This is a genomic window from Gordonia sp. G4 (assembly GCF_057770005.1).
This window is the reverse complement of sequence record NZ_CM173442.1, coordinates 4,509,347-4,532,481: the sequence shown is the minus strand read 5'-3', so window position 1 is coordinate 4,532,481 and position 23,135 is coordinate 4,509,347. Positions and strand designations below refer to the sequence as shown.

Genomic DNA, 23,135 nt, shown 5'->3' with positions numbered 1-23,135 from the left:
GCGTGGACTCATCACAGCACCTCGATGGCGACTCCACCGGTGACTTCGAACGATCGGTCGAGGCCACCGCCGAGGCCGCCCACAGACTGCGCGAACTGTTCACCGTGTGGGTGACAGCAACCGTCGAGGCCGACACCGAACGCCGCGCCGACATCGTCTTGGCCGTCTACGAAGCGATTGCCAACGCCACCGAACACGCCTACAAAGACGCTCGAGAGCCAGGCGCGGTCACCGTGCGCAGCCGCCGCCGCCCCAGCGGCACCCTCGAAATCACTGTCACCGACACCGGCACCTGGGACCTCAGCCCCGCACAGCGCTTCCGCGGCCGCGGACTCGCACTCATCACTGCGCTCAGCGACACCCATGCGCTTACCACCGGACCCGACGGCACCACCGTCACCATGTGCTGGCAGCCGACGCCCGTCCTGACGACATGATATCTAGTATCAGATTTCGAAACTACCTGCGGCAGAATCGAATTAGACGATACTCGCCCGGCAGCACTCACGTGCGGTCTTTCCAGCGCTCGTTGGCTGATTGTCGGGTCATGCCGGTCGCCGCGCCGATGTCGGCCCACGAGCGACCCAGCCGGCGGGCCTTGGCCACCGCGGCGTCGAGCAGTGCGTCGGCGTCCCTGCGGGCCTCCACGGCCGCCCGGATCTCGTCGTCGATGTCGATCGAATCGAGATGCTCACGCCGCCACAATGCTTGGGCGGCCGCCGCGACATCGGGCCGCACGTTGACGTCGAGGTCGATGTCGGGGGCGAACACCTGGTGGCGGGCCAGGTCCTCGAGGGACGCTGAGGGCACCCGCGTCCACTGGACGGGATCGGTCCAGGTCGACACATCAGAGCTGGTTCGCCGGGCGCAATTGCAGGACAACAGCCAGCCGACGATCTCGGCCGACGGCCGCCGACGATCCTCGTCCGGGTGCCGGCCGGTCCCGACGATCTCGTAGTCAACGCCGTCGACCATGGTCGACCCGTGGCTCTCGGCCCCGTCCTCGAAGAACGGCACCAACGCCGCCTCGTGCAAGTGCGTGGCGCTCTCGTGTACCCAGCCCATGCCGATAGGGTAGACCCGCTGTGTCAGGATAACCAGACACAAGAGTCGGGTCGCGTCAGGAGTACCTGACATAACGCAACATTATCGGCGTTAACATGACGGAAGTATCAGTAGCTGCGGTTACTGCCGTTTACCTGCGATAATTCCGCGGGTGTGGCGCGACGGTGAGGTCGTCCTGCTCCGCGCTGAGGACCTGGCGGCTATTCGGGGCGGGCGATGGGTTTGTCGTCCTGATTAGGTGGTGTCGAAGTCGACCTCGACTCGGAACACGTCGGCTCGAAGCCAGGAGATCGTGAGTTCCACGGGGCGGTGGTTGCGTGCGGCGGCATCGGTGCGGGACCGGATAGAGATGACCGGTGGGCGGCCGCTCAGTTCGAGGTGCTCGGCGACGTGGGGTGGCGCGGGGTCGATGGAGACGCCGAACCATCCGCGCTCGGGTTCCAGTTTGTAGTGGGTGGCCAGGGTGTCGTGCAATGAGTCGGCTGGGCCGAGGATCTGGGGTAGGTCGGGGACGAGTTGGGGGTCGAGGTAGGTGTCTGCGTAGCCGACGAGCTCGTGGTTGATGTATCGGTTCCGGGAGAGTGCGAGCAGTTGTCTGCGTGCTCCGACTTTCATGCGGCCACGGATCTCGGTTGGGGGGGTCTCGAGTCGCCATCCGGTGGTGCGAACGTCTGGGGTGAATCCGGCTTTGCGGACGCTTGCGCTCCAGGACGGTGGGATGTGTCGACTGATGGTGTAGTCGATGCGTTGGGACACGAAGGTGCCGCTGCCCTGTCGGCGGCGCACCAGGTAGCGCCTCTCCAGCTCGGTCAGTACTGCTCGGGCGGTGAGCGGGCTGACGCCCAGGATGCGGGCTAGTTCGTCTTCTGAGGGGAGCCGAGTGCCGACGGGCTGGTTGGCAATTGTCTCGGCGAGCGCGTCGGCGGCGGAAAGGTACACCGGTACCCGAGGACTGGTTTTGGTGGGTGCGGCGTCGCTGATGGGCGTGATCATACTGCGGGAACGGAGGAGGTCGACGGTTTCCGCGGGTCGTTGACGGCTCCGTCGGGCATTTTGCCTGCGAGTGATTGCAGGATGGATCTCGCCGCGTGTTCCTCGATCGCCAAGCGTGCCGTCGCGACCGCAGATCCGAGGTGCGGGGTGAAGAGGGTATGGCTCGTCAGTTCCATCAGGTCCGGGTGCAGGCCGCTGGGGCGGTCGGGTCGGGAGAGGTCCTCGAACTCGAACACGTCTGCGGCATATCCGCCGAGGTGTCCGCTGCGCAGGAGCTCGGCCACTGCGCCTTCGTTCACCACTGAGCCTCGTCCGACGTTGACCAGCAGCGCTCCGGGTCGCATCGATGTCATCGCCTCGTGGTCGAGCAGGTGCAGTGTGTCCGCCGTCAGGGGGGCGCAGACCACCACGGAGTCGCTGTGCTGCAGAAGCTCGGCGAGTTCCACCCGTTCCATACCGATCGACGCCGCGGTTGCGGACGGCACCGGATCGGGGTCGTGGTAGAGAAGTCGGGGATTGAATCCGGAGAGCATTTGCGCCACGGCCCGGCCGAGTACGCCGGCGCCCACGATGCCAATCGTGGAGCCGACGAGTGTGCGTCCGTAGAGCACCGGCCGCCAGCCGCGGAAACCGGCTCGCACGGTGCGGTCACCGGTCGCGACGTGTCGAGCGAGGCCGATCAGCAGCCCGACTGCCAATTCCGCGGTGGGTTCGGTGAGTAAGTCCTCGACTCGGGTGAGCCAGATGCCGCGCTCGGTGCAGGCGCGAACGTCGATGTTGTCGTAGCCCTTGAGTGCGCCGGCGACCACCTGCAGTCGCGGGCAACCGTCGAGGAACTGCGCGGTGATCTGGTCGGGCATGAACGCCATCAGCCCGTCGGCGTGTGCCACTCGGCGTTTCAGTTCGGATGCCGGGAGGCTGTCGTCTTGCTGGTTCGGCACCACGTCGCACTCGCGGCCGAGCATGTCGAGGATCTGGGGATGCACCCGGTGGGTGAGAACGACCACCGGGCGCGCGGACGCGTTTGTCATTGGAACCTTCTTCGTAATGCTCCGCCGAGGGCGTCGACCACGGTGACGGTGGCGAGGATGACGAGCAGGATTGCGGAGACTTCCTGGTACTGGAGGGTGCGGAGGGCGGCGATCAGCTCGAATCCGATGCCGCCGGCGCCGACGACGCCGACGACTACCGAGGCGCGGAAGTTGAGCTCCCACCGGTAGACGGTGACGTCGGCCATTTGGGGCAGCACCTGCGGCAGGATGCCGTGCAGGATCACTTGTGCCCGGGTGGCTCCGGCGGCGCGGGCGACCTCGACGGATGCTTGATCGGCGCGTTCGATCGAGTCGGCGAAGAACTTTCCGACCATGCCGGCGGAGTGGATACCCAGCGCCAGTGCGCCGGGAAGGGCGCCGAAGCCGACGGCGGCGACGAACACGATCGCCATGATCAGCTCGGGCACCGATCGCAGGGTGTTGAGGACCAGGCGCGCGACCGCGTAGACGGTGGGGTGCGGGGAGGTGTTACGGGCCCCGAGCAGCGCGAGTGGGACCGACAGCAGGACCGCCAGTGCGGTGGCCGCGATACTCATCGACATCGAATCCCACAGTGGGCCCCACCACCGGTTGATGTGGGTGAAGTCCGGGGGCCACATGTCGCCCAGGAGGTCGGCGATGTCGGCCAGCCCGGTGATCATCCGTTCGCCGTCGAGTAGTCCCACCGCCCAGACGCACACCAGCACCAGGACGCCGACGACGCCCATGGCGGCGCTGTTGCGCCCCCAGCCAATCCACACCCGACGGGAGATGTCCCGGTACTGTTCTTCCCGCCGTTCCTCGACGGGGTCCGGCAAAGTGTCGGCGGTCACTGGTAGTCCGCCAGGTCGATGTCCAGCAGGGGCGCGAGGTCGCGCACCGCGTCGTAGTCTTTATCGGTCACAGGTCCGAAACCGGCGGCCTCGAACGCCTCGAGCACGGCGTCGTCGTCGAGTTCTAAAAACGCCGCCCGCACCTTGTCCTTGAAGTCCTCGGGCAGATTCGTCTGCATAGTCCACGGGTAGTTGTAGTAGGGCTCGGACTCCTGGACGGTCACGACCACCTCAGGGTCAATGGTCCCGTCTCGGACCATGCGCTCGTAGATGGGCAGGCTCATGCCGCCCGCGTCGGCGTTGCCGTTCTGCACTGCCAGCGCCACCGCGTCGTGGGCGCCGACGTGCTGTTCTTCGTAGTCGCCGTCGTCGACGCGCAGGTCCGCTTCCTCGGCGAGCATGGCCTTGGGTATCAGGTGGCTGGAGGTGCTGGCCGGGTCTCCCCACGCGACGGTCTTGCCAGCGACGTCGTCGAGTGTGGTGATGCCGGAGTCGGCATTGGCGAGAAACACCCCTTGGTAGGTGGGGGCAGCGCCTTCTTCCTCCTGCAGCGCGGCGAAGGGCTCGATGTCGGCCTGCTCCTGGGCGAGCACGTAGGACAATGGCCCGAAGTAGGCCAGGTCCAACCGGCCGCGGGTCATCGCCTCGATCATCGAGGAGTAGTCGGTGGTGACGATGAGTTCGACCTCGACGCCCAACTCGTCCTCTAGGTATTCCTTGAGCGGTTCGTTGTCCTGGATCACTTGAGACGCGTTCTCGTCGGGCAGCAGGGCCACGCGGAGGGTCTCAGGCACCTCGCCGGCGGCAGGCTCGGAGGTGGAGCCGGAGCCGCAGCCGGTGAGAACAAGCGCGAAAGAGATCAGCGCCGCCAGGGCGGCAACTGTGGAACGGGCTGGTCTGGTCATTGTGAAGAACTCCAGGATCTGGTGAATGTGATTCGGGTGATGCGAACAGCTTCCGGTCAGCGGACACCAGCAGCGAGGTGGCCGGTGACAGTACTGGTGACGGCGTCGCCGTCGGATTCCCCGTTGGGTTCCTCAGTGACGCCTTCGTAGATGAGTCGGATGGCGTCATCGGTGACATCGGACGCGGGGCTGTCATGCACGATCTCGCCGTGTGCGAGGCCGACGATGCGGTCGGCGTGCTCAAGGGCCAGGTCGACCTGGTGGAGGCTGGCGACGAGTGTGATGCCGTTGTCGTGACAGACACGGCGCAACAGCGCCATCACTCGGCCTGCGGTGGCCGGGTCGAGGCTGGCAACCGGTTCGTCGGCGAGGATCAGCTGCGGCTGTTGGGCGAGTGCGCGGGCGATGCCGACGCGCTGCTGCATGCCGCCGCTGAGATTGTCGACCCGGGTGAGCGCGTTGTCGAGCAGACCCACCTGGTCGAGCGCCTCGAGGGCGATGCGCTCGTCGGCGCGACCAGCGGGCAGGAGACCGTGCCAGAAACTGTGGTAGCCGACTCGGCCGAGCAGCACGTTGCGCAGCGCGGTGTACCGCGGGACCAAATGGTGGTGCTGGAAAACCATGCCAGTGCGCCGGCGATGCCGTCGTAATGCACGGCGCGAGTCCAGTGCCGGGAGACCGGCGGCACGCACAGTCCCGGTGGTGGGCTGCACGAGCAAATTTATGCACCGCAGCAGCGTCGACTTGCCGGCTCCCGAAGGACCGAGCAGCACGGTCACCTGCCCGGCCTCGATCGTCAGGTCGGTTCGGCGCAGCGCCTGCACGCCCCCCTTGTAGGTCTTGCTCACCTCGACGAGCTCGATCATGGAAACCCCTCTATAGGACTTGGTCGAACACCCCGAAACCTATAGAGGACTTACGAACGGGCGATTAGGGTTGAGAGAACGGTGAGTGAACCCCGTCCGACCATCCGATGCCGGTGAACGGCCGATGGCTTCCGCGTTCATGCGACGGCCATAGGGCCCTGTCAGAATGTGTCGTCATGACCTTTGGGAACTCGTGTTGGACGCCGACAGATTTTGTGATCGGCCACGTCACAGCGGTGCTGCCCCATCGGGTGGTGGATAACGCAAGAGTGGTGGTGCGCGAGGGTCGGATCGCCGAGGTGGGCCCACACCCGCCGGGTGCCGGCTGCACCCTGGACGCCCACGGCGCCCACTTGCTGCCGGGCCTGGTCGATGTCCACACCGACATCCTCGCGCGGGAGACCCGGCCGCGACCGGGCGTCGTCCTAGACCCTGCCTTCGCACTGATGTCGGCGGGCGGCCGTCTACGCGCGGCAGGTATCACGACCGCCTTCCATGGCCTTGCGTTCCAGGAGCGCTCCATCGTGGGAACGACGATCGGTTCCCCCGCTGCGGCAGAATTGTCCGATTCGCTGCGTCACGCTGACGACACCCAGGTCGACCACCAAGTCTTGCACCGGTTGGACGCCCGCTGCGAGTACGGCCGGACGCTGCTCGCAACGGAGCTGGCCGCATTCGACGACTCCGCGGATTCTGAAACGCGTCGGAGCATCACCACACCGAATGATCCCCCACACGCACGGGTACCGATCGTCTCTCACGAGGACCACACACCGGGGCAGGGGCAGTTCGCCGACCCCACGACCATGCAGCGGTGGCTGATCACCAACGAGGGCATGGCCGAGGCTGCTGCGGTCGACCACGTCGACCGGTGGCGTTGCACCCGCGCCGAACGTCTCGCCGTGCGCGACCGCACCCTCACGTGGCTGGGCGACCTGGCCCGGACCGGACACATCCGGCTCTTCGGCCACGACCTGGCCACCCCGGAAGACGTCGCGGCTGCCGCCGACCGCGGCTGCACCGTGGCGGAGTTCCCAACGACCCTGGACGCCGCCCGTGCCGCCCGCGACCGAGGCATGCTCGTCGTTGCTGGCGCCCCGAACGTCGTCCGTGGCGGCTCCCACACCGGGAACGTCTCGGCAGCCGAGCTCGTCGTCGCCGGTGTGGCCGACTCCCTGGCCAGCGACTACCTTCCCTCCTCGATGCTCCCAGCCGCAGTGCGACTTGTGCGCGACGGTGTCCTCTCACTCCCGCACGCCGTGCGGCTGATCACCTCAGGCCCGGCCGCCTGTGTCGGTCTCAACGACCGTGGCGTGCTGACCGAAGGCTTCCGAGCCGACCTGGTCCTGACCGACCTCAGCAAGACGTGGCCCGTCGCCCACGTCATTTCGACTCAGTCGCATACCGCTGCCCGCGAGTAGCTCGGATTCAGCGGCAGTAGGCCACGAGGACTGTCACCGCTTCGGCTGTCTCACACCAGTCCGACGGAGGTGAGCACCGATGACCTGATGCAACTCCCCGCCTGACCGCAAGCGAAGGATCAGAAACGAGTTACACCACCACACGGGGCTTGACCGGACTCTCGACTGACCACGGCGTCGAGGGGAGCGAACCTTCCTCGGACGTCACACCGAAAATGACCGCACACGCAGTCCGCGCTGTCAGCGGCAATCGGTCGCCCACTGACCAGCAAGCATGACGGAATATGACATTATCGGCGGAAGTGGACTACTGGACCATGAAGGGTCCAGCTAGCGGGTCTTGAAGGTCATATGTTCCTGCCCTAACGGAAGCGCCAGCGGTTTCTAGTCGATACTTGAGATCGAGCCGACTGTCCCACTTTCCGTCGAGCTTGATCCAGTTGAACCCGGCGATATCTGAAATTTCCCTGGACGGCCCGCTCTTGACAAATATCGTGCGCTCGGGGGCCATGGCGAATGACATTCCAGCTTCCAGAAGTACGTTCGGTCGAGCTTGACCTTGAGGGGTTCGATCCGGATCTCCGGTCTCGGAGAATTCGTCCTTAACTCGGGCGAGGTCGTCTGGGGAGAAAATTACGATCGTGGCTGAGGCATGCAGCATTCCGGCACGGACAATATCGTAAGTGTGCGGTTGGGGTTCCCCGGTCAGTTTTACTGCCTCTGACCACGAGATGTCATGAAGCCCCAGAAACAATAGATATGTTCTAAGGGCAACAAGCGGACGTGCGTCTCGGCCGTGAACTATAAATATCTTGGCGGGATCTCTATTCTCAATTGGCGTGTCAGGGGACTGTATGGCTGTAACCGGCTTAGAGACTGCGGAGCGCTCATTTTCAAGGGCGCCGTTGGATGCACGAAGGTCGTCAACGTCCCGACCATCTGGCAGGGTGTACCCGCTCTCGGTGAGCGATATGCCTCGAGGGTCCAGTACGCGCTTGCGCAAGTTGGCGTATGAAGGATTGCTGTCGGATGTGTCAGCGTAGCTGTTTTCTACGTATAGGAAGTTTAGAAGCTCAATAAGGAGTAGATCAGTGTTCGGACCGTTAAAGATGTGCTGCACTATCTTGTTGCTTCGTTCTCCTTTATTTCCCTCGGTTGTAATGCCAAGTGGCCCCTCGAACGTGTCAATTCCAGAATGGGTTGTGCCCTCGCTTAGGCTGGAAGCGAAGTAGCGGGAATCGGCGCGTTTAAATGTCGCGGAAGGCATCGAGCGATGTTACCGCAGTGGGAGGGGTGAGGCAGGCAGGTGATCCGGCCGTGAACGGGCAACGTCCTGGTGGGGTACACCCGTGCGGGACGATGCGCCGCCGGCAGTCGCTGCTGTGTCACAGGGTCTAGTTTGATACTTATGAAACGTTCTCCCGGGGGGTCTAGGATCTATTGATACAGATTCCGGGCGAAAGGGTCCCCTCATGGCTGATCGGATCGGGACGTTGCTGAATCGTTCGGGTGGCGAGGAGGTGCTCATCGTCAGCCGCGGGAAGGTGCGGACTCGGTTCCGTCGTCGGGATGAGTTGGGTTGGAACTTTCGGGTGGAGTCGACGGACTCGGAGAACGTCATCGAGGTAACGCCAAAGCCGAAGCCAGATCCGAAGCCGGCTCGCCGATCTTCGCATGCGCGTGGGCAGCGGGTGGCGTACGTGCGGGTGTCAGCCGCGGATCAGAACGAGGCGCGTCAGCTCGAGGCGGTGGGGGAGTGCGACCGGGTCTATATCGAGAAACAGTCGGCACGCTCGCGCGCTGATCGCGTAAAGCTCGAAGAGTGCATCAGGTATCTGCGGGACGGTGATGAGCTGGTTGTCGCGTCGATGGACCGACTCGCTCGTTCCCTGGTTGATCTCAAGCAGATCGTCGGCGAGGTCACCGCGAAGGGTGCGAGTGTGCGGTTCGTCCACGAGCGGGCCACCTACGCTGCCGGTGCCCAGGATCCTCGAGCCGACCTGATGCTCTCGCTGCTCGGGGCGTTCGCAGAGTTCGAGCGGGCCATCATTCGCGAACGCCAGGCCGAGGGTATCGCCATCGCCAAGGCGAAGGGCAAGTACAAGGGACGCAAACGCGTCCTGACTGAGGAGCAGATCGACAAGGCCCTTGCCCGTATCGAGGCGGGGGAGGGGCCGTCAGCTATCGCCCGGGATCTCGGGGTGGGTCGATCCACGCTCTACCGCGCACTCCAGCGAGTAAGGAAGTAGGCGCCGCCGACACGTCGCGTTAGCCCGCCCACTGCGCGACGAAGCTGGTGCGACACCCTTACATGACACCGAAGTCGTAGCCCTTGCGTCGAGATGCCGCGTTCGGAGATCCCCGCTACGGCATGGACGACGAGGGTTCGAGCACGCGTCAGTGAGTTCCGGTTGGAATGAGCTCCACCGTCTCGTTCGGCGCGACCTAGTGCGCGCCCGGGTGACCACCACTCGCCAGTGAGACCGCCGCGAAACGTCCGTAGACCACCGCCACCGCCACTTACCCGCGAAAGTCACAATCACAACCCTGCATAGCCACAGGATTTCACGCCAGCCACCACACCGGGCTCCTGCCACGAGGATTGTGCAGCAGTCTCCTAGTAAGCGGGGTGGTCCAGCTCGTCGAGCACGCGCTGGGCGATGCGGTAGGCCGCGTTGGCATCGGGCACGCCGCAGTAGATCGCCGTCTGGAGCAGCAACTCTTTGATCTCGTCGTTGGTCAGCCCATTGGTACGCGCGGCCCGCACGTGCATGGCCAGCTCCTCGTGATGGCCGCGGGCCACCAGGGCGGTCAGCGTGATGAGTGAGCGGCTGCGCCGGTCAAGACCCGGACGCGTCCACACCGACCCCCAGGCGTACTGGGTGATGAAATCCTGGAAGTCGGCGGTCAGATCGGTGATCGCCGCGGTCGCGCGGTCGACATGGGCGTCGCCCAGGACCGCCCGGCGCACCGCCATGCCGGCGTCGCGCACCCCGGCGACGGTCGTGGGAGCGGCAACCGCCTGCCCCGCGTTCGCGTGATCGCGGATGAGTTGGCCGACCTCGGACGGTTGCTCGGCCGGGGGCAGGTGCGCGACGCCGTCGAGGACGACGAGCCGCCCGTTCCGGACTCCGGAGGCGATAGCCGCGAGATCGGCCGGCGGAGTGGGGACGTCGAGCAGACCCGACACCGCCAGCACTCGCGGTTCGATCTCGCCGAGGCGGTCACGGACGTCGAAGCCCGCCAGCGCCTCGCACACCAGCGCATAGCCCTCGTCGTCGGCGTCCCGCAGGTCGTGCAGCAGGGCTGCGCCGATCTCCGGCTCCCGCTCCAGGAATCCGGGTGCGAACCAACGCTGGGCCGACCCTTCGATCATCGACGGGGTGCCCGACGCGCGCACGGACGTGGCCCGTGTCCGCCAGGCATCCGGCTCGCCGATCCGTGCGCCCGTCGACAGCAGGACAGCGGAGTCGATGCGCGCGGGTGCGTCCAGCAGCAGCTGCAGCCCGACGGCGCCTCCCACCGAGTCGCCCGCGTAGGTGAAAGTGCTGGCGAACGTGTCGCGCTGGGCCACCACGTCGTCGACCATCTCGAGGACACCGGCGGCCAGCTCGGCCATCGTGAACGGCTCGGCCGAACCGACATTGGATCCGTGCCCGGGCAGGTCCCACGCGAGGACCTCGAAGCGATCGGTGAGGCCGGCGGCGCAGCGCGCCCACAGTGACTGAGCCGACGTGCCCAACGAGGGCCCGAGGACGAGCAGGGGCATGGCGGGTGAACCGCCGAGCTGGACGGCTGTGATGCGAGGGACGGTCACTCGTTCTCCTCCAAGAAGGTCTGGGCCCGCTCCACGGCGCCCACGATGAGGTCCTCGGAGAACCCGCGGTAGGTGGTCGGGTCGGAATCGGCGGTCTTGTCCAGCAGCCCGGCGATCGTGCGGCGCTCGGCCAGCACGCTGTCGGTCGACCGGTCGAGCGTCGCGCGCATGCGCTCGGCGTCCACGTGCAGACCTTGCAGCAGCTCGGTGGTCTGGGACGCGGCGACGACGCTGCGTCGACCGAGCATGTGCAGGGTCGACCACTCGACGTGCCACGCGCCGTCCGGGCGCTGGTCGCCCGCGGTGGCGGAGGCGAGGTGCATCGTCGCGGCCAGAGCGGGGGCTCCCAGGGCTGCGCGGCGCACCAGTACGGAAAGAATCGGGTTGTTCTTGTGCGGCATCGTCGACGAGCCACCGCGGCCCTCGGCCGTCGGCTCGGCCAGCTCGCCGATCTCGGTCCGCGCCAGCGTCGCGACATCGGTCGCGACGTGTCCCCAGGCGTCCGTGCACGAGACCAGCGCGTCGGACGTCCGGGTGACCGTCGCCCGCGAGGTGTGCCACGGGCGGAGTTCCCGTAGCCCCAGGGCCGCGGCGGTGCTGGCGACCAGGTCGGCGCTGGTCCCCTGGGGATCCTCGTGCCCCCGCAGGTTCGCCAGCTCGGTGGCCGCCGACAGAGTGCCGACCGCCCCGCCGAGCTGCACCGGCAGGAGGGAGCGGGCGTCCTGGACCAGATCGGCGGCGTCGACCAGGCCGTCGAGCCAGCCTGCGGCGACGGCGCCGAACGTCGTGGGGACGGCGTGCTGGGTCAGGGTGCGACCGACCATCGGCGTGTCGGCGTGCTGCGCGGCGAGGCGTGAGAGCGCGGTCACCTGGGCGCGCAGCTCGTCGATCAGGCGATCGAGCGCATCGCGCAGCGCGAGCATGAGGGCGGTATCGAGGACGTCCTGGCTGGTGAGCCCGCGGTGCAGCCAGGTGGCGGCGGGCTGCGGCGCCCGCGAGCGGAGCAGGCCGACGAGCGGGACGACGGGGTTGCCGCTGCCCTCGGCTGCCGCCGCGATGTGCGGCAGGTCGTCGACGGTGACGAGCGGGGCGAGGTCGGTGGCGGCGGCGGACGGCGCGAGCCCGGAGGCCACGAGAGCGTCCAGCCACGCGGACTCCACCCTGACCATGGCGGCGAGCAACGCCTCAGCACTCATCAGGTCGCCGGCGCGCTCGTCGCCGGGCCAGAACAGGTCGGTCATGGCGTTCAGTGTGCCGCCCCGTGGCCCGGGAACGTCAGGAAGACGGTCTCGCCCTGGCCCTGCAGACGGATGTCGAACGCATGTCCCTGCGCATCGGCCTCCGCGACCAGCGTCGCGCGACGGTCCGGCTCGAGGCTGCTGAGAAGGGGGTCCGCAGCGAGGGCGGCCTCGTGTCCCGGCAGATATGCGCGTGTGAAGAGCCGATCGAGCAGGCCACGCGCGAACACCGTGAGCGCGAAGAACGGTGCGCCCCCGTCGACCCCACCCGGCGCGATCGTCGAGAACGAGTAGTGGCCGGCGTTGTCGGTCGACGACCGGCCCCAGCCCGTGAACGTCCAACCGTCGCGGCGCAACGAGCCCGGCTGCTGGACGATCGCGCCGGACGCGTCCGCCTGCCAGAGCTCGACCAGCGCGTCGGGGACCGGCGCACCAGAACCGTCGAGCACGCGGCCGTGGAACCGGATCGCACCCGGGCTGCTCGCAGGCACCAGTTCGGAGTCGCCGTCATAGGGGAGTGCGTAGTGGAAGAACGGGCCCACCGTCTGGCCGGGCGTGGGGTGCAGGCGGGGGCTCATGCGTGGTCCTTGTCGTCGTTGTTCTCGGTCCAGGTGCGGTGGGCTCCGGTGAGCACGATGTCCCACCGGTAGCCGGTCGACCACTCGGGTCGCGTCAGGTCATGGTCGTAGCGGGCGACGAGGCGGTCACGGGAGCCCTGGTCGGTGATCGACTGGTAGATCGGGTCCAGCGCGAACAGGGGATCGCCCGGGAAGTACATCTGCGTGACGATGCGCTGCGTGAACTCGGTGCCAAACAGGGAGAAGTGCACGTGGGCGGGACGCCACGCATTGCGGTGGTTCCGCCACGGGTACGGACCCGGTTTGATCGTCTGGAATGAGTAGCTACCGTCCGCACCGGTCAGGCACCGCCCGGCGCCGGTGAAGTTCGGGTCGAGCGGCGCAGGGTGCTGATCACGCTGGTGGATGTAGCGTCCTCCGGCGTTGGCCTGCCAGATCTCGACCAGCTGGCCCGCGACCGGGCGTCCGTCGCCGTCCACGACCCGGCCGGAGATCGTGATGCGCTCGCCGATCGGCTCGCCCGAGCGCTGAATCGTCAGATCGGCCTCGAGTGGATCGACGTCCCGGTGGCTGAAGCACGGAGACCACAACTCGACGCCTTCCGGATCGACCTGGTGCAGATCCTTGGTCGGATGCCGCAGGAGGCTGCTGCGGTACGGGGAGTAGTCGAGGCGGGGCCTGATAGCGGACGGGTCGGTGCCGGCGGACAGGTCGGCGATCTCGGCGCTGATCTCGGCTTGGGTCGATAGGTCAGGAGTGCTCACCAGCCCGACGGTAGGTGGCCGGGGCGTACGCTTCGAGCTATATCGTTCACTGAGTGAAAGAGGGCGACGATGGCCGGCAACACCTCCGACCCGGGAGCCAGTGTCGCCTCGCGCCTGCTGACCGTTCTCGGCGCCTTTGACGATGAGCACCGGGCGATGACGCTGAGCCAGATTGCGCGTCGGGCGGGTCTACCGCTGCCGACCACTCACCGATTGGTGGCCGAACTGGCCACCTGGGGCGGCTTGGTGCGGCGGCCGACCGGCGAGTACGTGGTGGGTCGCCGGATCTGGGAGCTCGCACTACTGGCGCCGACCCAGACCGGCCTGCGCCAGATCGCTGAGCCGTTCCTCCACGACGTGTACGGCGCGACGCTGGCCACCGTGCACCTCGCGGTGCGCGAGGGCGCCGAGGTGTTGTACCTCGACCGGCTGTCCGGCACGGCGTCCGTCCCGATCGTCAGCACCGTCGGCTCCCGACTGCCGCTGCACTGCACGGCGGTTGGGAAGGTGCTGCTCGCGCACGCGCCCGACGACGTGCTCGCCGAGACGCTCGGCTCGTTGACCCGGATGACGCCGTTCACGGTGACCCAGCCCGGGCTCCTGCGACAGCAGCTGGCTCGGGTGCGGCGCCATGGGTATGCGACAACGGTCGAGGAGATGTCCCTCGGGGCGTGCTCGGTGGCCGTCCCCGTGCTTCGAGACACCGCGGTCGTCGCATCCCTGGGTCTTGTGGTTCCCCGCTTGACGAGGGACAGGACCCGCCTCGCCGGAGTCCTCCAGGCCGCGGCGTTCGGTATCGGCCGGGAACTGGCGTCAGGCGGGTGATGGGAAGGAGATCTGACGCGGGCTAGAGGGACACAGGGGCCGACGCTGACCCATCTAGACCGATGTCCGGCGAAGTCGTACTTGAGGCATGAGAATTCAAAAAATCGAACCCCACGGAATCCGGGGCACACCAATGTGCCCATCAAACCCGGGGCACACCAATGTGCCCATCAAACCCGGGGCACTTCAGAAGCGGTATTGCTCGCACCACAGCCTTGACCTGGAAGGGCAGGAATGCCAGCCATGAACTTTTTACCGCCCTGCCCACGGGTGCGTAAGCGCAGCGTGCCGGAGATGGATGCGGCATCGGATGCCCCGGTGGCAGGTCACAGCGCGTGAGACATCCGGGCCGTGGATTCGCCGCTTTGGCTGTGGCCGTACTGGTGACTGTCTTAACAAACATGCCGGTGTTTCTCCTTGGGGCGCTGGCCACGGAGATCACCGCAACAATCCGCGTCCCGGCCTACGGGATCGGCCTGGCGGTAGGGGTCTACTGGGCTGCGGCCGCCCTCACCTCCGCGTGCACCGGTGTGATTGGTCGTGTGCTCAGCGAGAAAGGCATGGGCATCGCCGCCTTGCTTCTGGCGGTCGTGAGCCTGACCGGCAGCGCGTCCTGGATCTCTGCGTGGCCGTGGCTAATTGTATGGGCATCCCTGGGGGGACTCGGGAACGGTCTCGGGCACCCTTCCTCCAACCACTTGCTCGTCACGCACATCCCAGCCGCCTCGTGCGGGCTGGCCTTCGGGGTGAAACAGGCCGCGGTCCCTGTGACGGGGTTGGTCGCCGGCGTTTCGATCCCGTTGGTTGCGTTGACTCTGGGATGGTCCATGGCCTTCCTGCTGATGGCTGTACTGGGCATGCTCGTACTGGTCCCCGTGGCCCGGACCCGGACCATGCCGGTCGTTATGGGTACGACCCGGCCGGCGGGGCAATGGGATACCCAGATGCGTTCGGCGTTGGTGCTGATGGCCGCGATGACGATGTTCGCGGGCGGTGCCGTTACGTCCGCCGTGGCCTTTGCCGTGATCGGCGCGCTGGAGCGGGGGATTGCAGTCGGCCCGGCTGGTGTGATTCTGGCCGTCGGCAGCGCCTTAGGAGCCGCGACCCGTATCGTCATTGGCGGAGTCGTCGATCGAGGCGGCGTGTCAGCACTTTCTCTGATCCAGACAGCACTCATCGTCTGCGCCGTCGGGCTTTCACTCATGGCGATCCCCACCACCTGGAGCTACGTGGTAGGTGTCCTGCTAGCGGTGGGCCTGGGGTGGGGGTGGCCAGGTCTGGTGCACTTCCTCATCTCGCACATGGCGCCTGGGGCCACCGCAGCGGCCACCGGCATTGTCCAGACCGGCACGTACATCGGCAATACCATCGGCCCCGTGCTCACCGGGGTGGCCCTTAGCCCCGCTGATTCACGGGCCGGTGTGACTGCTGCTGTCGGGTGACGGCGGGATCGATTTCGTGGGTGGGCGTGCGTGTGTGCCGGCTGGCGCTGCCGGTGGGCGGGTCCCCGGGTGGTGATGTCGTGGGCGGGCATGTGAGGTCAGGCTGGTTTGGGGATCGCGGCGATCGTGTTGAACACAGCGACGATCGCGACGGCCCAGGGCCATGTTTCCGGGATCTTCACTTTTCGCCGTCGGCCGCTGCGGACCAGCCGGGCTGCCACGTGAAGGAAGCGGTAGCGCAGTGCCTTGGGCTCGCACAACGCCAGGACTGCGGCCTCGCCGGTGCAAGCGAGCATCCGCGTCCAGGCAACGAGGTCCGCTGCGATCATCACCGCGACGAGCCAGGCCTGGTTGAGCGCGAACCCCCGCGAAGGTAGCCGCCCGAGCCCGGTGTCCTTGGCGTGGCGTATCCGGTCCTCGACCCGGGCGTGAGCCCGATGCCTGGCCTCGAGGAATTGCAGCTGACCCGTGGCGGTGGTGTTGGTGACAAAAGCCTGGTAGCGCCATCCATCGATCTCCTCGAACATCGACAACTGAGCACCCGGATGGGGCCGCTCGCGGCGCACGATCACCCGCATCCCGTCTGGCCACTTGGCGAGCATCCGTTGGGAGAGGAATCCGGTCAGCTCCGCGATGTCGGCCCCGTCACGAATGTCCCCGTTGGGGTTGAGCGCTGGTCCCCACGCGGCTTCGGGGCAGGTCGCGATGGCCCGGCGAATCGGGGCAGTGATGGAGAAGCCGACCGAGTACTCCACCTGTCGACCACGGACGCGGTTCTGCTCGGTGATCCAGTCGATCAGGTCGTGGGAGGCGCCGGCACCGTCGGAGCGGATCAGCAGATCACGCCGATGACTGGCGGGGATCTGCGCGATTGCCTGGCCCAGGACGTCGATGTGGTCGGCGGCGGTGTTGGACCCGGCGTTGCCTGGGCGCAAGCTCGCGGCGAGGAACTCTTCTGTGTTGTCGCACCACACGCCGATCGGGTGGTACCCGAACGTGCGCTTATACGTCGGCGCAGCAAGCTCCTTCTCGCTGTGAGTGACCACAATGGTGGCGTCCACATCGAGCACGACCGTCGATCCCAGATCCCGCCCCGCACACGCCGATGCGGGCACTCCGCCGGGCAGGTGGGACCACACGTGCCGCCGCGTGCGAGCCCGCGCCACCTGGATCTTCTTGCGCTTGCCGGCAGTGACCTCATCGAGCGTGCGCCACACCGTCGGCGCCGACGCCACTGGGCCCAGGGCGCCGGACTGGTGGCGCAGGACGCCGATGTCGGAGATGGACTCGCCGCCATCGGCGAGCATCACCGCGGTATCGATCAACACCCGGCCGCGATCGTGGATCGGGATGAACCGGCGGCGAGCCATGGCCCCTGACAGCTCGGCGGTCAGACCGACCTGATCAGCCAGAAGTCGAGGCACGATAGCCCCGGCATGCGAGACCACCCCGACACCATCTGCAGTAACGGACAGACCGGCCGACCACGAAGTACGCTTCACCTACCGAGTGCTTTCTGCTGGAGAACATGGAACCTTAGACAAGTCCCAGTTTCCCCTGTTCAGGAAGCACTTCGGTCTATTTTCGCCCAGCGATCCGCAGATTCCCATGAATCACCCGGGTTAGCCTCGGTAACTCGACACTGACCTGGGCGATGCTCGTCACTATGGCAACCGTCGCCGTGGTCATTTCCTTCTTCTTCGGGCTCCGACTGCGGAGAATCGACTCTCTGGAATCGCCGCTGGCCTGAGGTGGTCCTGTCCACAGCACCACCGTCACCGGCCGTCGAGATCCTTAAACGAGCAAGTTCTGGATTTCTTTGGCGGCTGTCTGGAGCATAGCTCCGAGTTCTGTGCGGAGTTGTTCAGTCATGCGGTGAGCGGGCACGGATACATTGATCCCGTAGTATCCTCCGCTCGGGCTGGTGATGGGAACAGCGACTGACATGACGCCGTCTTCGCTTTCTTCCTGGCTCGTTGAGTACCCGGTTTGCCGAATCGTTTCGAGGGCACGCTCCAGATCGGAACGGGAAATGATAGATCCCTTGGTGAGACCCGGGAGCTCCTCATACGGGTACAGGGCATGCAGTTGTTCCGTGGTGAGTAGGCTCAGCATTGCTTTGCCCGTTGCAGTGCAGTTGGCAGGAAGCATCGCACCTTGACGTGAGGCAACGCGGACGGCACGTTGGCTTTCGATGGCCTCCAGAAAGTGTGCGTTCGAGCCTTTGAGCTCGGCAAAGTGCACCGTCTCTCCGGTTGCCTCGAATACCCTTTCCATTGCTGGACGAATTAGCGTTCCGATGTCGACGTGGCGCCGTATGGCGAAGGCGATGGAGCTGAGTGCTTGTCCGGGTTCGTACGCTTTGGTCTGAGGGTTCTGCCGTACGAAACCTCGGTAGAGGAGCATCCCCATGAGGCGATGGGCCGTAGATGACGCCACTCCGAGGTACTTGCTGGCATCGGTGAGCCGGATGCTCGGCCGAGTCTCGAAGAGCAGCAACAATCGGAGTGCGTTGTCGACGGATTCGATGGGGTACTGCGGAGGAGGGCCGTATCTGGAGTCGTCCTCCGCCCGTGATGCGGACATGAGCTTCATGTTACTGACCGGGGGTTCAGTCTCTGTCCGGCTAGGGCGCAGGCCATCAACGAGGCTCACCAAGTCGTGCGAGTTCATGTCTCCAAGCAGTCTCTGTGTTGAATGCTCCTCCGAGGTCGGGCAGTTCGGCCATATCGGCGTCGGGCAGATCGACGAGGTGCCCACCAGCCGAAGTCACTTGCAGTGCCAACCCGGACAGGCCGTCCACGCTGATGGCCTGGAGAACTGCTTGCTCGACGGTTTCGGCCGCGCTGGTGAGGCCGTGGCCCCGCAGCACAACAACGGGCCTTGTTCCCATAGCATCGGCCATTTCGGTGGCGAGCCGACGGTCGCGGATGAGTACTCCGCGGGGATAGACGGGCACCCCGTTGGCGGCGAGGCGGGCTCCGGGAATGTCGTACGCCCCTACGATGGGGCGTACTGCAAGCCCTGCCAGGTCGGCGGCAACCACTCGCGGGGGATGGGCGTGAACGACAGCCCGGATGTCTGGGCGGCGCCGGAAGAGCTCGGTGTGCAGCGGCAGTTCGTTGGGGACCGTGTATCCGCCCGCGAGCTCGCCGTCGGCGGCGGGATTGCCGTCGAGGTCCACCATGCGGATGTCTTCGGCTTGCGTATACGCCAGTCCGCGTTCGTACGGGCCGCGACAGCGCACCAGCAATGTGCTGTCGGTAATTTTCAGGCTGATGTGACCCAAGATTCCATCTGCAAGGCCCCGATGGGCCAAGACCCGGCAGGCGAGGGCGATACGTTCCCGGCTGACGCTCTCGGTCTGGGGCAGCAAGTTTCCGGGTGTCATGACGCCCTCCTCGGCGGTGGCTCCAACTGGGGTTCGAGCTTGGCGCGCAGATCCTGCACCGTGATGCCCCTGGCCATGCCCAGACGGCAGGCAATGAGGGCTTTGGGCCAGTTCACGATGGCTGCGCCCCGGACGGTGGTGCCGTCGATGGTGTAGAGGGCGGCGAACTTGCCGTGGACCTGCGGGTGTCCGATGAGGACGTGGTCGACATTGCCTCCGACGCGTCCCACGACCTGGATCTTCCAGTCGTGCTGGTCGCTCCACACGTATTCAATGGGCGTGTAGGCGCGCGGCTGTTCCGGATGGATGATGTTGTAGGCCACGCAGGCGGCCTGTTCCACCGCGTTAGTCCAGTGCTCGGTCCTGACGTCCTCGCCGTGCTTCTGGTGGCGCCAGCGGGCTACGTCGCCGACGGCGTACACGTTCGCAGCGTCGAGGGCTTGACAGTACTCGTTGAGCACGACCCCGTTGTCCACCAGCAGGCCGGATGCGCTAAGCCAGGAGTCATTGGGGATGACGCCAATACCGATCAGCACGGTGGCCGCCTGAACGCTCTCACCGTTGGTCAGGTGGAGGGAGAAGTTGCCCTCCTCGCCTTCGATAGCTTCCACTCCGGTGCCGAACATGGTGTCGACCCCGTTGTCCTGGTGAAGGTCTGCGAACCACTGGCCGATCTCAGGGTTAAAGAGGCGGCTCATGGGCACGGGCACCGGGTCGATGACGGTGACCTCCAATCCCAGGCCGCGGGCGGTGGCTGCCGCTTCGGCGCCGATGAACCCTGCCCCGATAACGGCCAGCGCCCCACCCCGGAGAAGGTCCCCACGTAGTTCGCGGGCGTCCTCAAGGGTGCGCAGCACGTGAATCCCTGGAGACTGGCCCCAGGGAGAGGGCCGGGGTGATGCTCCGGTGGCAATGACGAGGTTGTCGTAGCGAAGGGGGTCATGCCCTTCAAGCTTCAGCAGGTTCTCGGCGACGTCCAGATCGACAGCGCGGTGCCCCAGCAAGAGTTGGATGTCCTCGGCATCGGCCTGCTCCTGTGTCAGCAGCCGGATAGAGTCCTCGTCGGCGGATCCCGCAAGAACGGATTTCGACAATGGCGGCTTATCGTAGGGAAGTTCGGTCTCTTCTCCCACGAGGATGATCTCCCCCTTATAGCCTTCCAGCCGGAGGGACTGCGCGGTGCGCACCCCGGCAATGGAGGACCCGACGACGACGACGGTGCCCGGGCTCATGCGTCCTCTACCACCAGTGCGGAGACCGGGCAGCTGCGCGCGGCTTCGGTGACGCGGGCGCGGTCGGCTTCGGGGACTTCGGTCTGGAGCAGCACGACGATCCCGTCGTCGTCCAGGTCGAAGTAGTCAGAGGCTCCGACGACGCAGTTCGCGTATCCCTGACAGGCCTGCAGATCGGCTTTTACAACGGGCATGGTCGAACTCCTTAGCTTGAGACGGTGGTGCTCTGGCGGTTGGGGTGTTTATTCGTCTTCGGCCACGAGCGGCCCGAAAGGGTGTCCGATCATGGCCGAGAACGTGGCCGGGGCCTGCCAGGTCAGGGACTCCAGTTCCAGCGGACAGAGCGTTACCCACTGGCCCGAACGAGGAGATTGAATCATCAGCCGCGAACCGTTGCGGGTCTCGATGCGGGTGACCTGGACCTCCGAGAACTCGTTAGCGATCACGATCGGCTTGCCGGTGACGTGCTCTTCGAGCCGGCGGCGTTCCTCGGTGGCCTGGATCGCCGCGAGGCGGTCTTCCTCCTCGCCTTCCCATTCCAGTTTCACAGGAAGATCGCCAGGTTCTGCATGCGGATGACCGACTCGTCGACCATGATGGTGCGACGGGCCAGCTCCCACCCGGACCCGGATGAGGTACGGCGGAGGAGATCCTCGCGTCCTGCCGAGACAGTGGAGGACTCCCCGACGTCACCACGGCTGCGGAAGAGAAGAACCGCCGAGTCCACGATGATCTCTTGCGGGTCGGGGGTGCGGAAGGTGCGCACGTTGGTGATGTAGTGGCGCAGCCGTGATGGGGGGTCTTCGGTCCACGCGTGCTCGGTGGCGAAGCGTGCCACGCGGCGACTGAGCGAGTACTTGTTCTCGTCCCAGTGCGCCATCCCCGGTGAGGTGGAGTATCCGGCGCCCAGGGCAGTGGTGACGCGGACGGGCATGAGATAGTGCACGTCATCGGCGATCCGGGAGAGCCACTCGTCGTAGTCCTGGGCGTCCAACAGGTACGCCTCATCGACCAGCCAACGATGCGCCTCCAGGTGAAGTTCATCGTTGAAAGGCAGGGTCTGCCCCGTCCGCTGAGTACGCGGGGCGTGGGCTCCCAGCGCCGATTGTTCGGACAGCGTCAAGTTCTCGTTCTCGTGTGCCGTTCCAACACTCATGATCAGACCTCCTCGTGAAGGGTTGCTGCGGGCGCGGTCTCTGCGCTGCCGCAGGCCGGGCGGGCGGGCCCCGATCCGGCGGCCGGTGGCGCTTGCACCGGGTCCGAGCCCACGTGCACCTGCGCTGCGGCTTCTACCGGACGTTCGAGGTGATCGGCCCACCGGCGCAACAACTCCCGCTGGTTGTACTCGCTGTAGCCGACACGGGTGGCGCCGGGTCCCGAGTATTCCTCGGGGGACAGGGCCTCGACGACGTTCTCGCCGTTCTCGAGCATGCCCATCCGGCTGTTGAGCAGCAGACGCCGTGCCATGGAGCCGGCGGCAGTATTGGTGAGGGACACCCAGTTCTCGACGTCGTCCTGCTCGAACATGCCGCCACTGCCGAAGCACATGAGATACGCCTTGTAGGAAAGCGCTTTGTACTCCTCCGGCGCGTTCTTGTCGACGGCGAACCACGAGAGGACTTCCGTCTCGTTCTCGCTGATCGGCTGCCACACGCGGATAGAGATGAAGGGGAGCACCTCGTCGGAGCCCTCTTCGACCCGCGGCCAGTTATGGACGAAGCTCATGTTCGGGAACAGTGAGGCCGCCGAGATCATGAACCCGTCCTTGCCGACCACGTCGAGCTGCTCCTGGGTCCACTGCTCCTTCATCCGGGCGATCATCTCGTCCGGGTAGCCCACGTAGCGCAGGCGCTCCTCCAGGCCACCTTCGGGCAGCTTGTAAGTGGTGCCGCCACCGTTGCCAGCCCAGTACGTGGTGCCGTCCTTGCGCTTCTCCGCCTTGGGCTCGCGGAAGAGGCCGATCTCCACCACCGAGGTGTGGGTCTGGGGCGTGTGGTACATGTCCCCGGCGAAGTTCTCGGCCCCGATCTTCCAGTTCGCCTTGACCCGCCAACGCTGAGGGCCACGCAGCTCGATGCCGTCCGCGCTCTGCTTCGTGTAGTAGTCCAGGTAGAACTTGAAGTCCCCCAGGAACTCCTCCAGGGGCTCGGCATCCGGGTCCATGCTGATGAAGATCAGACCGTTGTACGTGGCCAGCGAGGGAGCAGGCAACAAGGTCTGGCCCTTCTTCTTGAAGCCTTCCTCCCCGCCGTATGCCTCCTTGTGAAACGGCAGGCCAACGAGGCGCCCGTCATTGCGGTAAGACCAACCGTGGTACGGGCAACGGAAGTGGGAGGCATTACCCATCTCCGCCCGGCACACCTGCATGCCCCGGTGGAGGCACATGTTGAACAGGGCCCGGACCTGGCCCTGTTCGTCCCGAGAGATAATGAACGAGTCCTCGAGGACCCTGCGGACCACGTAGTCACCAGCCTCGGGGACCTCCGACTCGTGGGCGACGAACAGCCAGCTGCGGCTGAAGAGACGTTCCTTCTCGAGTTCGAAGAGCTCTTTGTCGTTGTAGATATGTGCAGGGATCATGCCCCGCCGTACGTCCTCGAGGACGCCGTGATGGTCTGCCATGGGAGAGCTCCTTCTCGATCATCGATCAGTCAGTCTGTAGAGCAGAGGTCCACTCTGTCGTGAAGAGGTTTCCGCATTTTGTGATCTACGTCAACCCCTCCCACTCTTCGTG

The 23,135-nt window shown here is 65.9% G+C and carries 24 protein-coding genes; 5 read left to right on the top strand and 19 right to left on the bottom strand.

Translation table 11 applies throughout. From position 1 onward, the window contains the following. Nucleotides 1-2: 2 nt before the first annotated feature. Complete coding sequence (locus AC3B5T_RS20530; RefSeq protein WP_055476438.1) at nucleotides 3-437, top strand: ATP-binding protein; 435 nt, start codon at nucleotides 3-5, stop codon at nucleotides 435-437. Between the two features lie 67 nt (nucleotides 438-504). Here AC3B5T_RS20530 and AC3B5T_RS20525 read toward each other — a convergent pair whose 3' ends face one another. The 6 genes from AC3B5T_RS20525 to phnC all read right to left on the bottom strand — a co-directional run bounded on the left by AC3B5T_RS20525 (nucleotide 505) and on the right by phnC (nucleotide 5,693). Beyond that, complete coding sequence (locus AC3B5T_RS20525) at nucleotides 505-1,065, bottom strand: hypothetical protein (RefSeq protein WP_171011585.1); 561 nt, start codon at nucleotides 1,063-1,065, stop codon at nucleotides 505-507. Nucleotides 1,066-1,299: 234 nt separating this feature from the next. Next, nucleotides 1,300-2,058, bottom strand: coding sequence for a GntR family transcriptional regulator (locus AC3B5T_RS20520; protein WP_055476439.1), 759 nt, complete (start codon nucleotides 2,056-2,058; stop codon nucleotides 1,300-1,302). Then, a complete protein-coding gene (locus AC3B5T_RS20515) occupies nucleotides 2,055-3,089 on the bottom strand; it encodes a phosphonate dehydrogenase (protein WP_055476440.1) in 1,035 nt (344 codons plus the stop codon). The genes AC3B5T_RS20520 and AC3B5T_RS20515 overlap by 4 nt, the downstream gene beginning before the upstream one ends. After that, the gene (phnE, locus tag AC3B5T_RS20510; protein ID WP_055476441.1) at nucleotides 3,086-3,922 is read right to left on the bottom strand and encodes a phosphonate ABC transporter, permease protein PhnE; all 837 of its coding nucleotides are present in this window, start codon (nucleotides 3,920-3,922) and stop codon (nucleotides 3,086-3,088) included. Before phnE ends, AC3B5T_RS20515 begins: the two co-directional genes overlap by 4 nt. After that, nucleotides 3,919-4,827 (bottom strand): phosphate/phosphite/phosphonate ABC transporter substrate-binding protein, encoded by a 909-nt coding sequence (phnD, locus tag AC3B5T_RS20505; protein ID WP_055476442.1) that lies wholly within the window; start codon nucleotides 4,825-4,827, stop codon nucleotides 3,919-3,921. The genes phnE and phnD overlap by 4 nt, the downstream gene beginning before the upstream one ends. A 56-nt stretch (nucleotides 4,828-4,883) precedes the next feature. Continuing rightward, a complete protein-coding gene (gene phnC, locus AC3B5T_RS20500; RefSeq protein ID WP_055476443.1) occupies nucleotides 4,884-5,693 on the bottom strand; it encodes a phosphonate ABC transporter ATP-binding protein in 810 nt (269 codons plus the stop codon). A 176-nt stretch (nucleotides 5,694-5,869) separates the two neighbouring features. Here phnC and AC3B5T_RS20495 point away from each other — a divergent pair, with 176 nt between their 5' ends. After that, the gene (locus tag AC3B5T_RS20495; RefSeq protein ID WP_055476444.1) at nucleotides 5,870-7,114 is read left to right on the top strand and encodes an alpha-D-ribose 1-methylphosphonate 5-triphosphate diphosphatase; all 1,245 of its coding nucleotides are present in this window, start codon (nucleotides 5,870-5,872) and stop codon (nucleotides 7,112-7,114) included. Nucleotides 7,115-7,421: 307 nt separating this feature from the next. On the opposite strand, the gene AC3B5T_RS20490 is transcribed toward AC3B5T_RS20495, so the two are convergent. Next, nucleotides 7,422-8,381: a TIR domain-containing protein gene (locus AC3B5T_RS20490; protein ID WP_083229418.1), complete on the bottom strand. Its 960-nt coding sequence runs from the start codon at nucleotides 8,379-8,381 to the stop codon at nucleotides 7,422-7,424. 205 nt (nucleotides 8,382-8,586) lie between these two features. On the opposite strand from AC3B5T_RS20490, the gene AC3B5T_RS20485 reads away from it, so the two are divergent. Continuing rightward, entirely contained in the window at nucleotides 8,587-9,363 is a 777-nt protein-coding gene (locus AC3B5T_RS20485; protein WP_020171242.1) for a recombinase family protein, read from the top strand. Between the two features lie 368 nt (nucleotides 9,364-9,731). Here AC3B5T_RS20485 and pcaDC read toward each other — a convergent pair whose 3' ends face one another. From pcaDC to pcaH, 4 genes are read right to left on the bottom strand one after another with little or no spacing between them, the layout of a single operon-like run. Continuing rightward, on the bottom strand, nucleotides 9,732-10,931 hold the full coding sequence (pcaDC, locus tag AC3B5T_RS20480; RefSeq protein ID WP_016895384.1) for a bifunctional 3-oxoadipate enol-lactonase/4-carboxymuconolactone decarboxylase PcaDC: 1,200 nt from the start codon (nucleotides 10,929-10,931) through the stop codon (nucleotides 9,732-9,734). Beyond that, nucleotides 10,928-12,172 (bottom strand): lyase family protein, encoded by a 1,245-nt coding sequence (locus AC3B5T_RS20475; RefSeq protein ID WP_016895385.1) that lies wholly within the window; start codon nucleotides 12,170-12,172, stop codon nucleotides 10,928-10,930. The genes pcaDC and AC3B5T_RS20475 overlap by 4 nt, the downstream gene beginning before the upstream one ends. A gap of 5 nt (nucleotides 12,173-12,177) precedes the next feature. Continuing rightward, nucleotides 12,178-12,747, bottom strand: coding sequence for a protocatechuate 3,4-dioxygenase subunit alpha (pcaG, locus tag AC3B5T_RS20470; RefSeq protein WP_006898355.1), 570 nt, complete (start codon nucleotides 12,745-12,747; stop codon nucleotides 12,178-12,180). Further along, on the bottom strand, nucleotides 12,744-13,511 hold the full coding sequence (gene pcaH / locus AC3B5T_RS20465) for a protocatechuate 3,4-dioxygenase subunit beta (RefSeq protein ID WP_006898356.1): 768 nt from the start codon (nucleotides 13,509-13,511) through the stop codon (nucleotides 12,744-12,746). The genes pcaG and pcaH overlap by 4 nt, the downstream gene beginning before the upstream one ends. 69 nt (nucleotides 13,512-13,580) lie before the next feature. Between pcaH and AC3B5T_RS20460 the strand changes: the two genes are divergently transcribed. Together AC3B5T_RS20460 and AC3B5T_RS20455 are read left to right on the top strand one after the other, a co-directional pair. Further along, the gene (locus AC3B5T_RS20460; RefSeq protein ID WP_016895386.1) at nucleotides 13,581-14,336 is read left to right on the top strand and encodes an IclR family transcriptional regulator; all 756 of its coding nucleotides are present in this window, start codon (nucleotides 13,581-13,583) and stop codon (nucleotides 14,334-14,336) included. A gap of 335 nt (nucleotides 14,337-14,671) precedes the next feature. Next, nucleotides 14,672-15,778, top strand: a complete 1,107-nt coding sequence (locus AC3B5T_RS20455) for an MFS transporter (RefSeq protein ID WP_327037320.1) — start codon at nucleotides 14,672-14,674, stop codon at nucleotides 15,776-15,778. 98 nt (nucleotides 15,779-15,876) lie between these two features. On the opposite strand, the gene AC3B5T_RS20450 is transcribed toward AC3B5T_RS20455, so the two are convergent. The 8 genes from AC3B5T_RS20450 to AC3B5T_RS20415 form a co-directional block, all read right to left on the bottom strand. Beyond that, entirely contained in the window at nucleotides 15,877-17,280 is a 1,404-nt protein-coding gene (locus AC3B5T_RS20450; protein WP_006897051.1) for an IS1380 family transposase, read from the bottom strand. Between the two features lie 292 nt (nucleotides 17,281-17,572). After that, nucleotides 17,573-18,373: an IclR family transcriptional regulator gene (locus tag AC3B5T_RS20445; protein ID WP_016895390.1), complete on the bottom strand. Its 801-nt coding sequence runs from the start codon at nucleotides 18,371-18,373 to the stop codon at nucleotides 17,573-17,575. Between the two features lie 46 nt (nucleotides 18,374-18,419). Beyond that, a complete protein-coding gene (gene phtC, locus AC3B5T_RS20440) occupies nucleotides 18,420-19,169 on the bottom strand; it encodes a 3,4-dihydroxyphthalate decarboxylase (protein ID WP_006897053.1) in 750 nt (249 codons plus the stop codon). Then, nucleotides 19,166-20,401 carry an NAD(P)/FAD-dependent oxidoreductase gene (locus tag AC3B5T_RS20435; protein ID WP_006897054.1) on the bottom strand — a complete coding sequence of 412 codons (1,236 nt, stop codon included), beginning with the start codon at nucleotides 20,399-20,401 and terminating at the stop codon, nucleotides 19,166-19,168. The genes phtC and AC3B5T_RS20435 overlap by 4 nt, the downstream gene beginning before the upstream one ends. After that, the gene (locus AC3B5T_RS20430) at nucleotides 20,398-20,595 is read right to left on the bottom strand and encodes a ferredoxin (RefSeq protein ID WP_006897055.1); all 198 of its coding nucleotides are present in this window, start codon (nucleotides 20,593-20,595) and stop codon (nucleotides 20,398-20,400) included. The genes AC3B5T_RS20435 and AC3B5T_RS20430 overlap by 4 nt, the downstream gene beginning before the upstream one ends. Nucleotides 20,596-20,643: 48 nt before the next feature. Then, nucleotides 20,644-20,949 carry a hypothetical protein gene (locus tag AC3B5T_RS20425; RefSeq protein ID WP_006897056.1) on the bottom strand — a complete coding sequence of 102 codons (306 nt, stop codon included), beginning with the start codon at nucleotides 20,947-20,949 and terminating at the stop codon, nucleotides 20,644-20,646. Then, complete coding sequence (locus AC3B5T_RS20420) at nucleotides 20,946-21,557, bottom strand: 3-phenylpropionate/cinnamic acid dioxygenase subunit beta (protein WP_006897057.1); 612 nt, start codon at nucleotides 21,555-21,557, stop codon at nucleotides 20,946-20,948. The genes AC3B5T_RS20425 and AC3B5T_RS20420 overlap by 4 nt, the downstream gene beginning before the upstream one ends. A gap of 2 nt (nucleotides 21,558-21,559) precedes the next feature. Further along, complete coding sequence (locus tag AC3B5T_RS20415) at nucleotides 21,560-23,023, bottom strand: aromatic-ring-hydroxylating dioxygenase subunit alpha (protein WP_006897058.1); 1,464 nt, start codon at nucleotides 23,021-23,023, stop codon at nucleotides 21,560-21,562. Nucleotides 23,024-23,135: the final 112 nt, after the last annotated feature.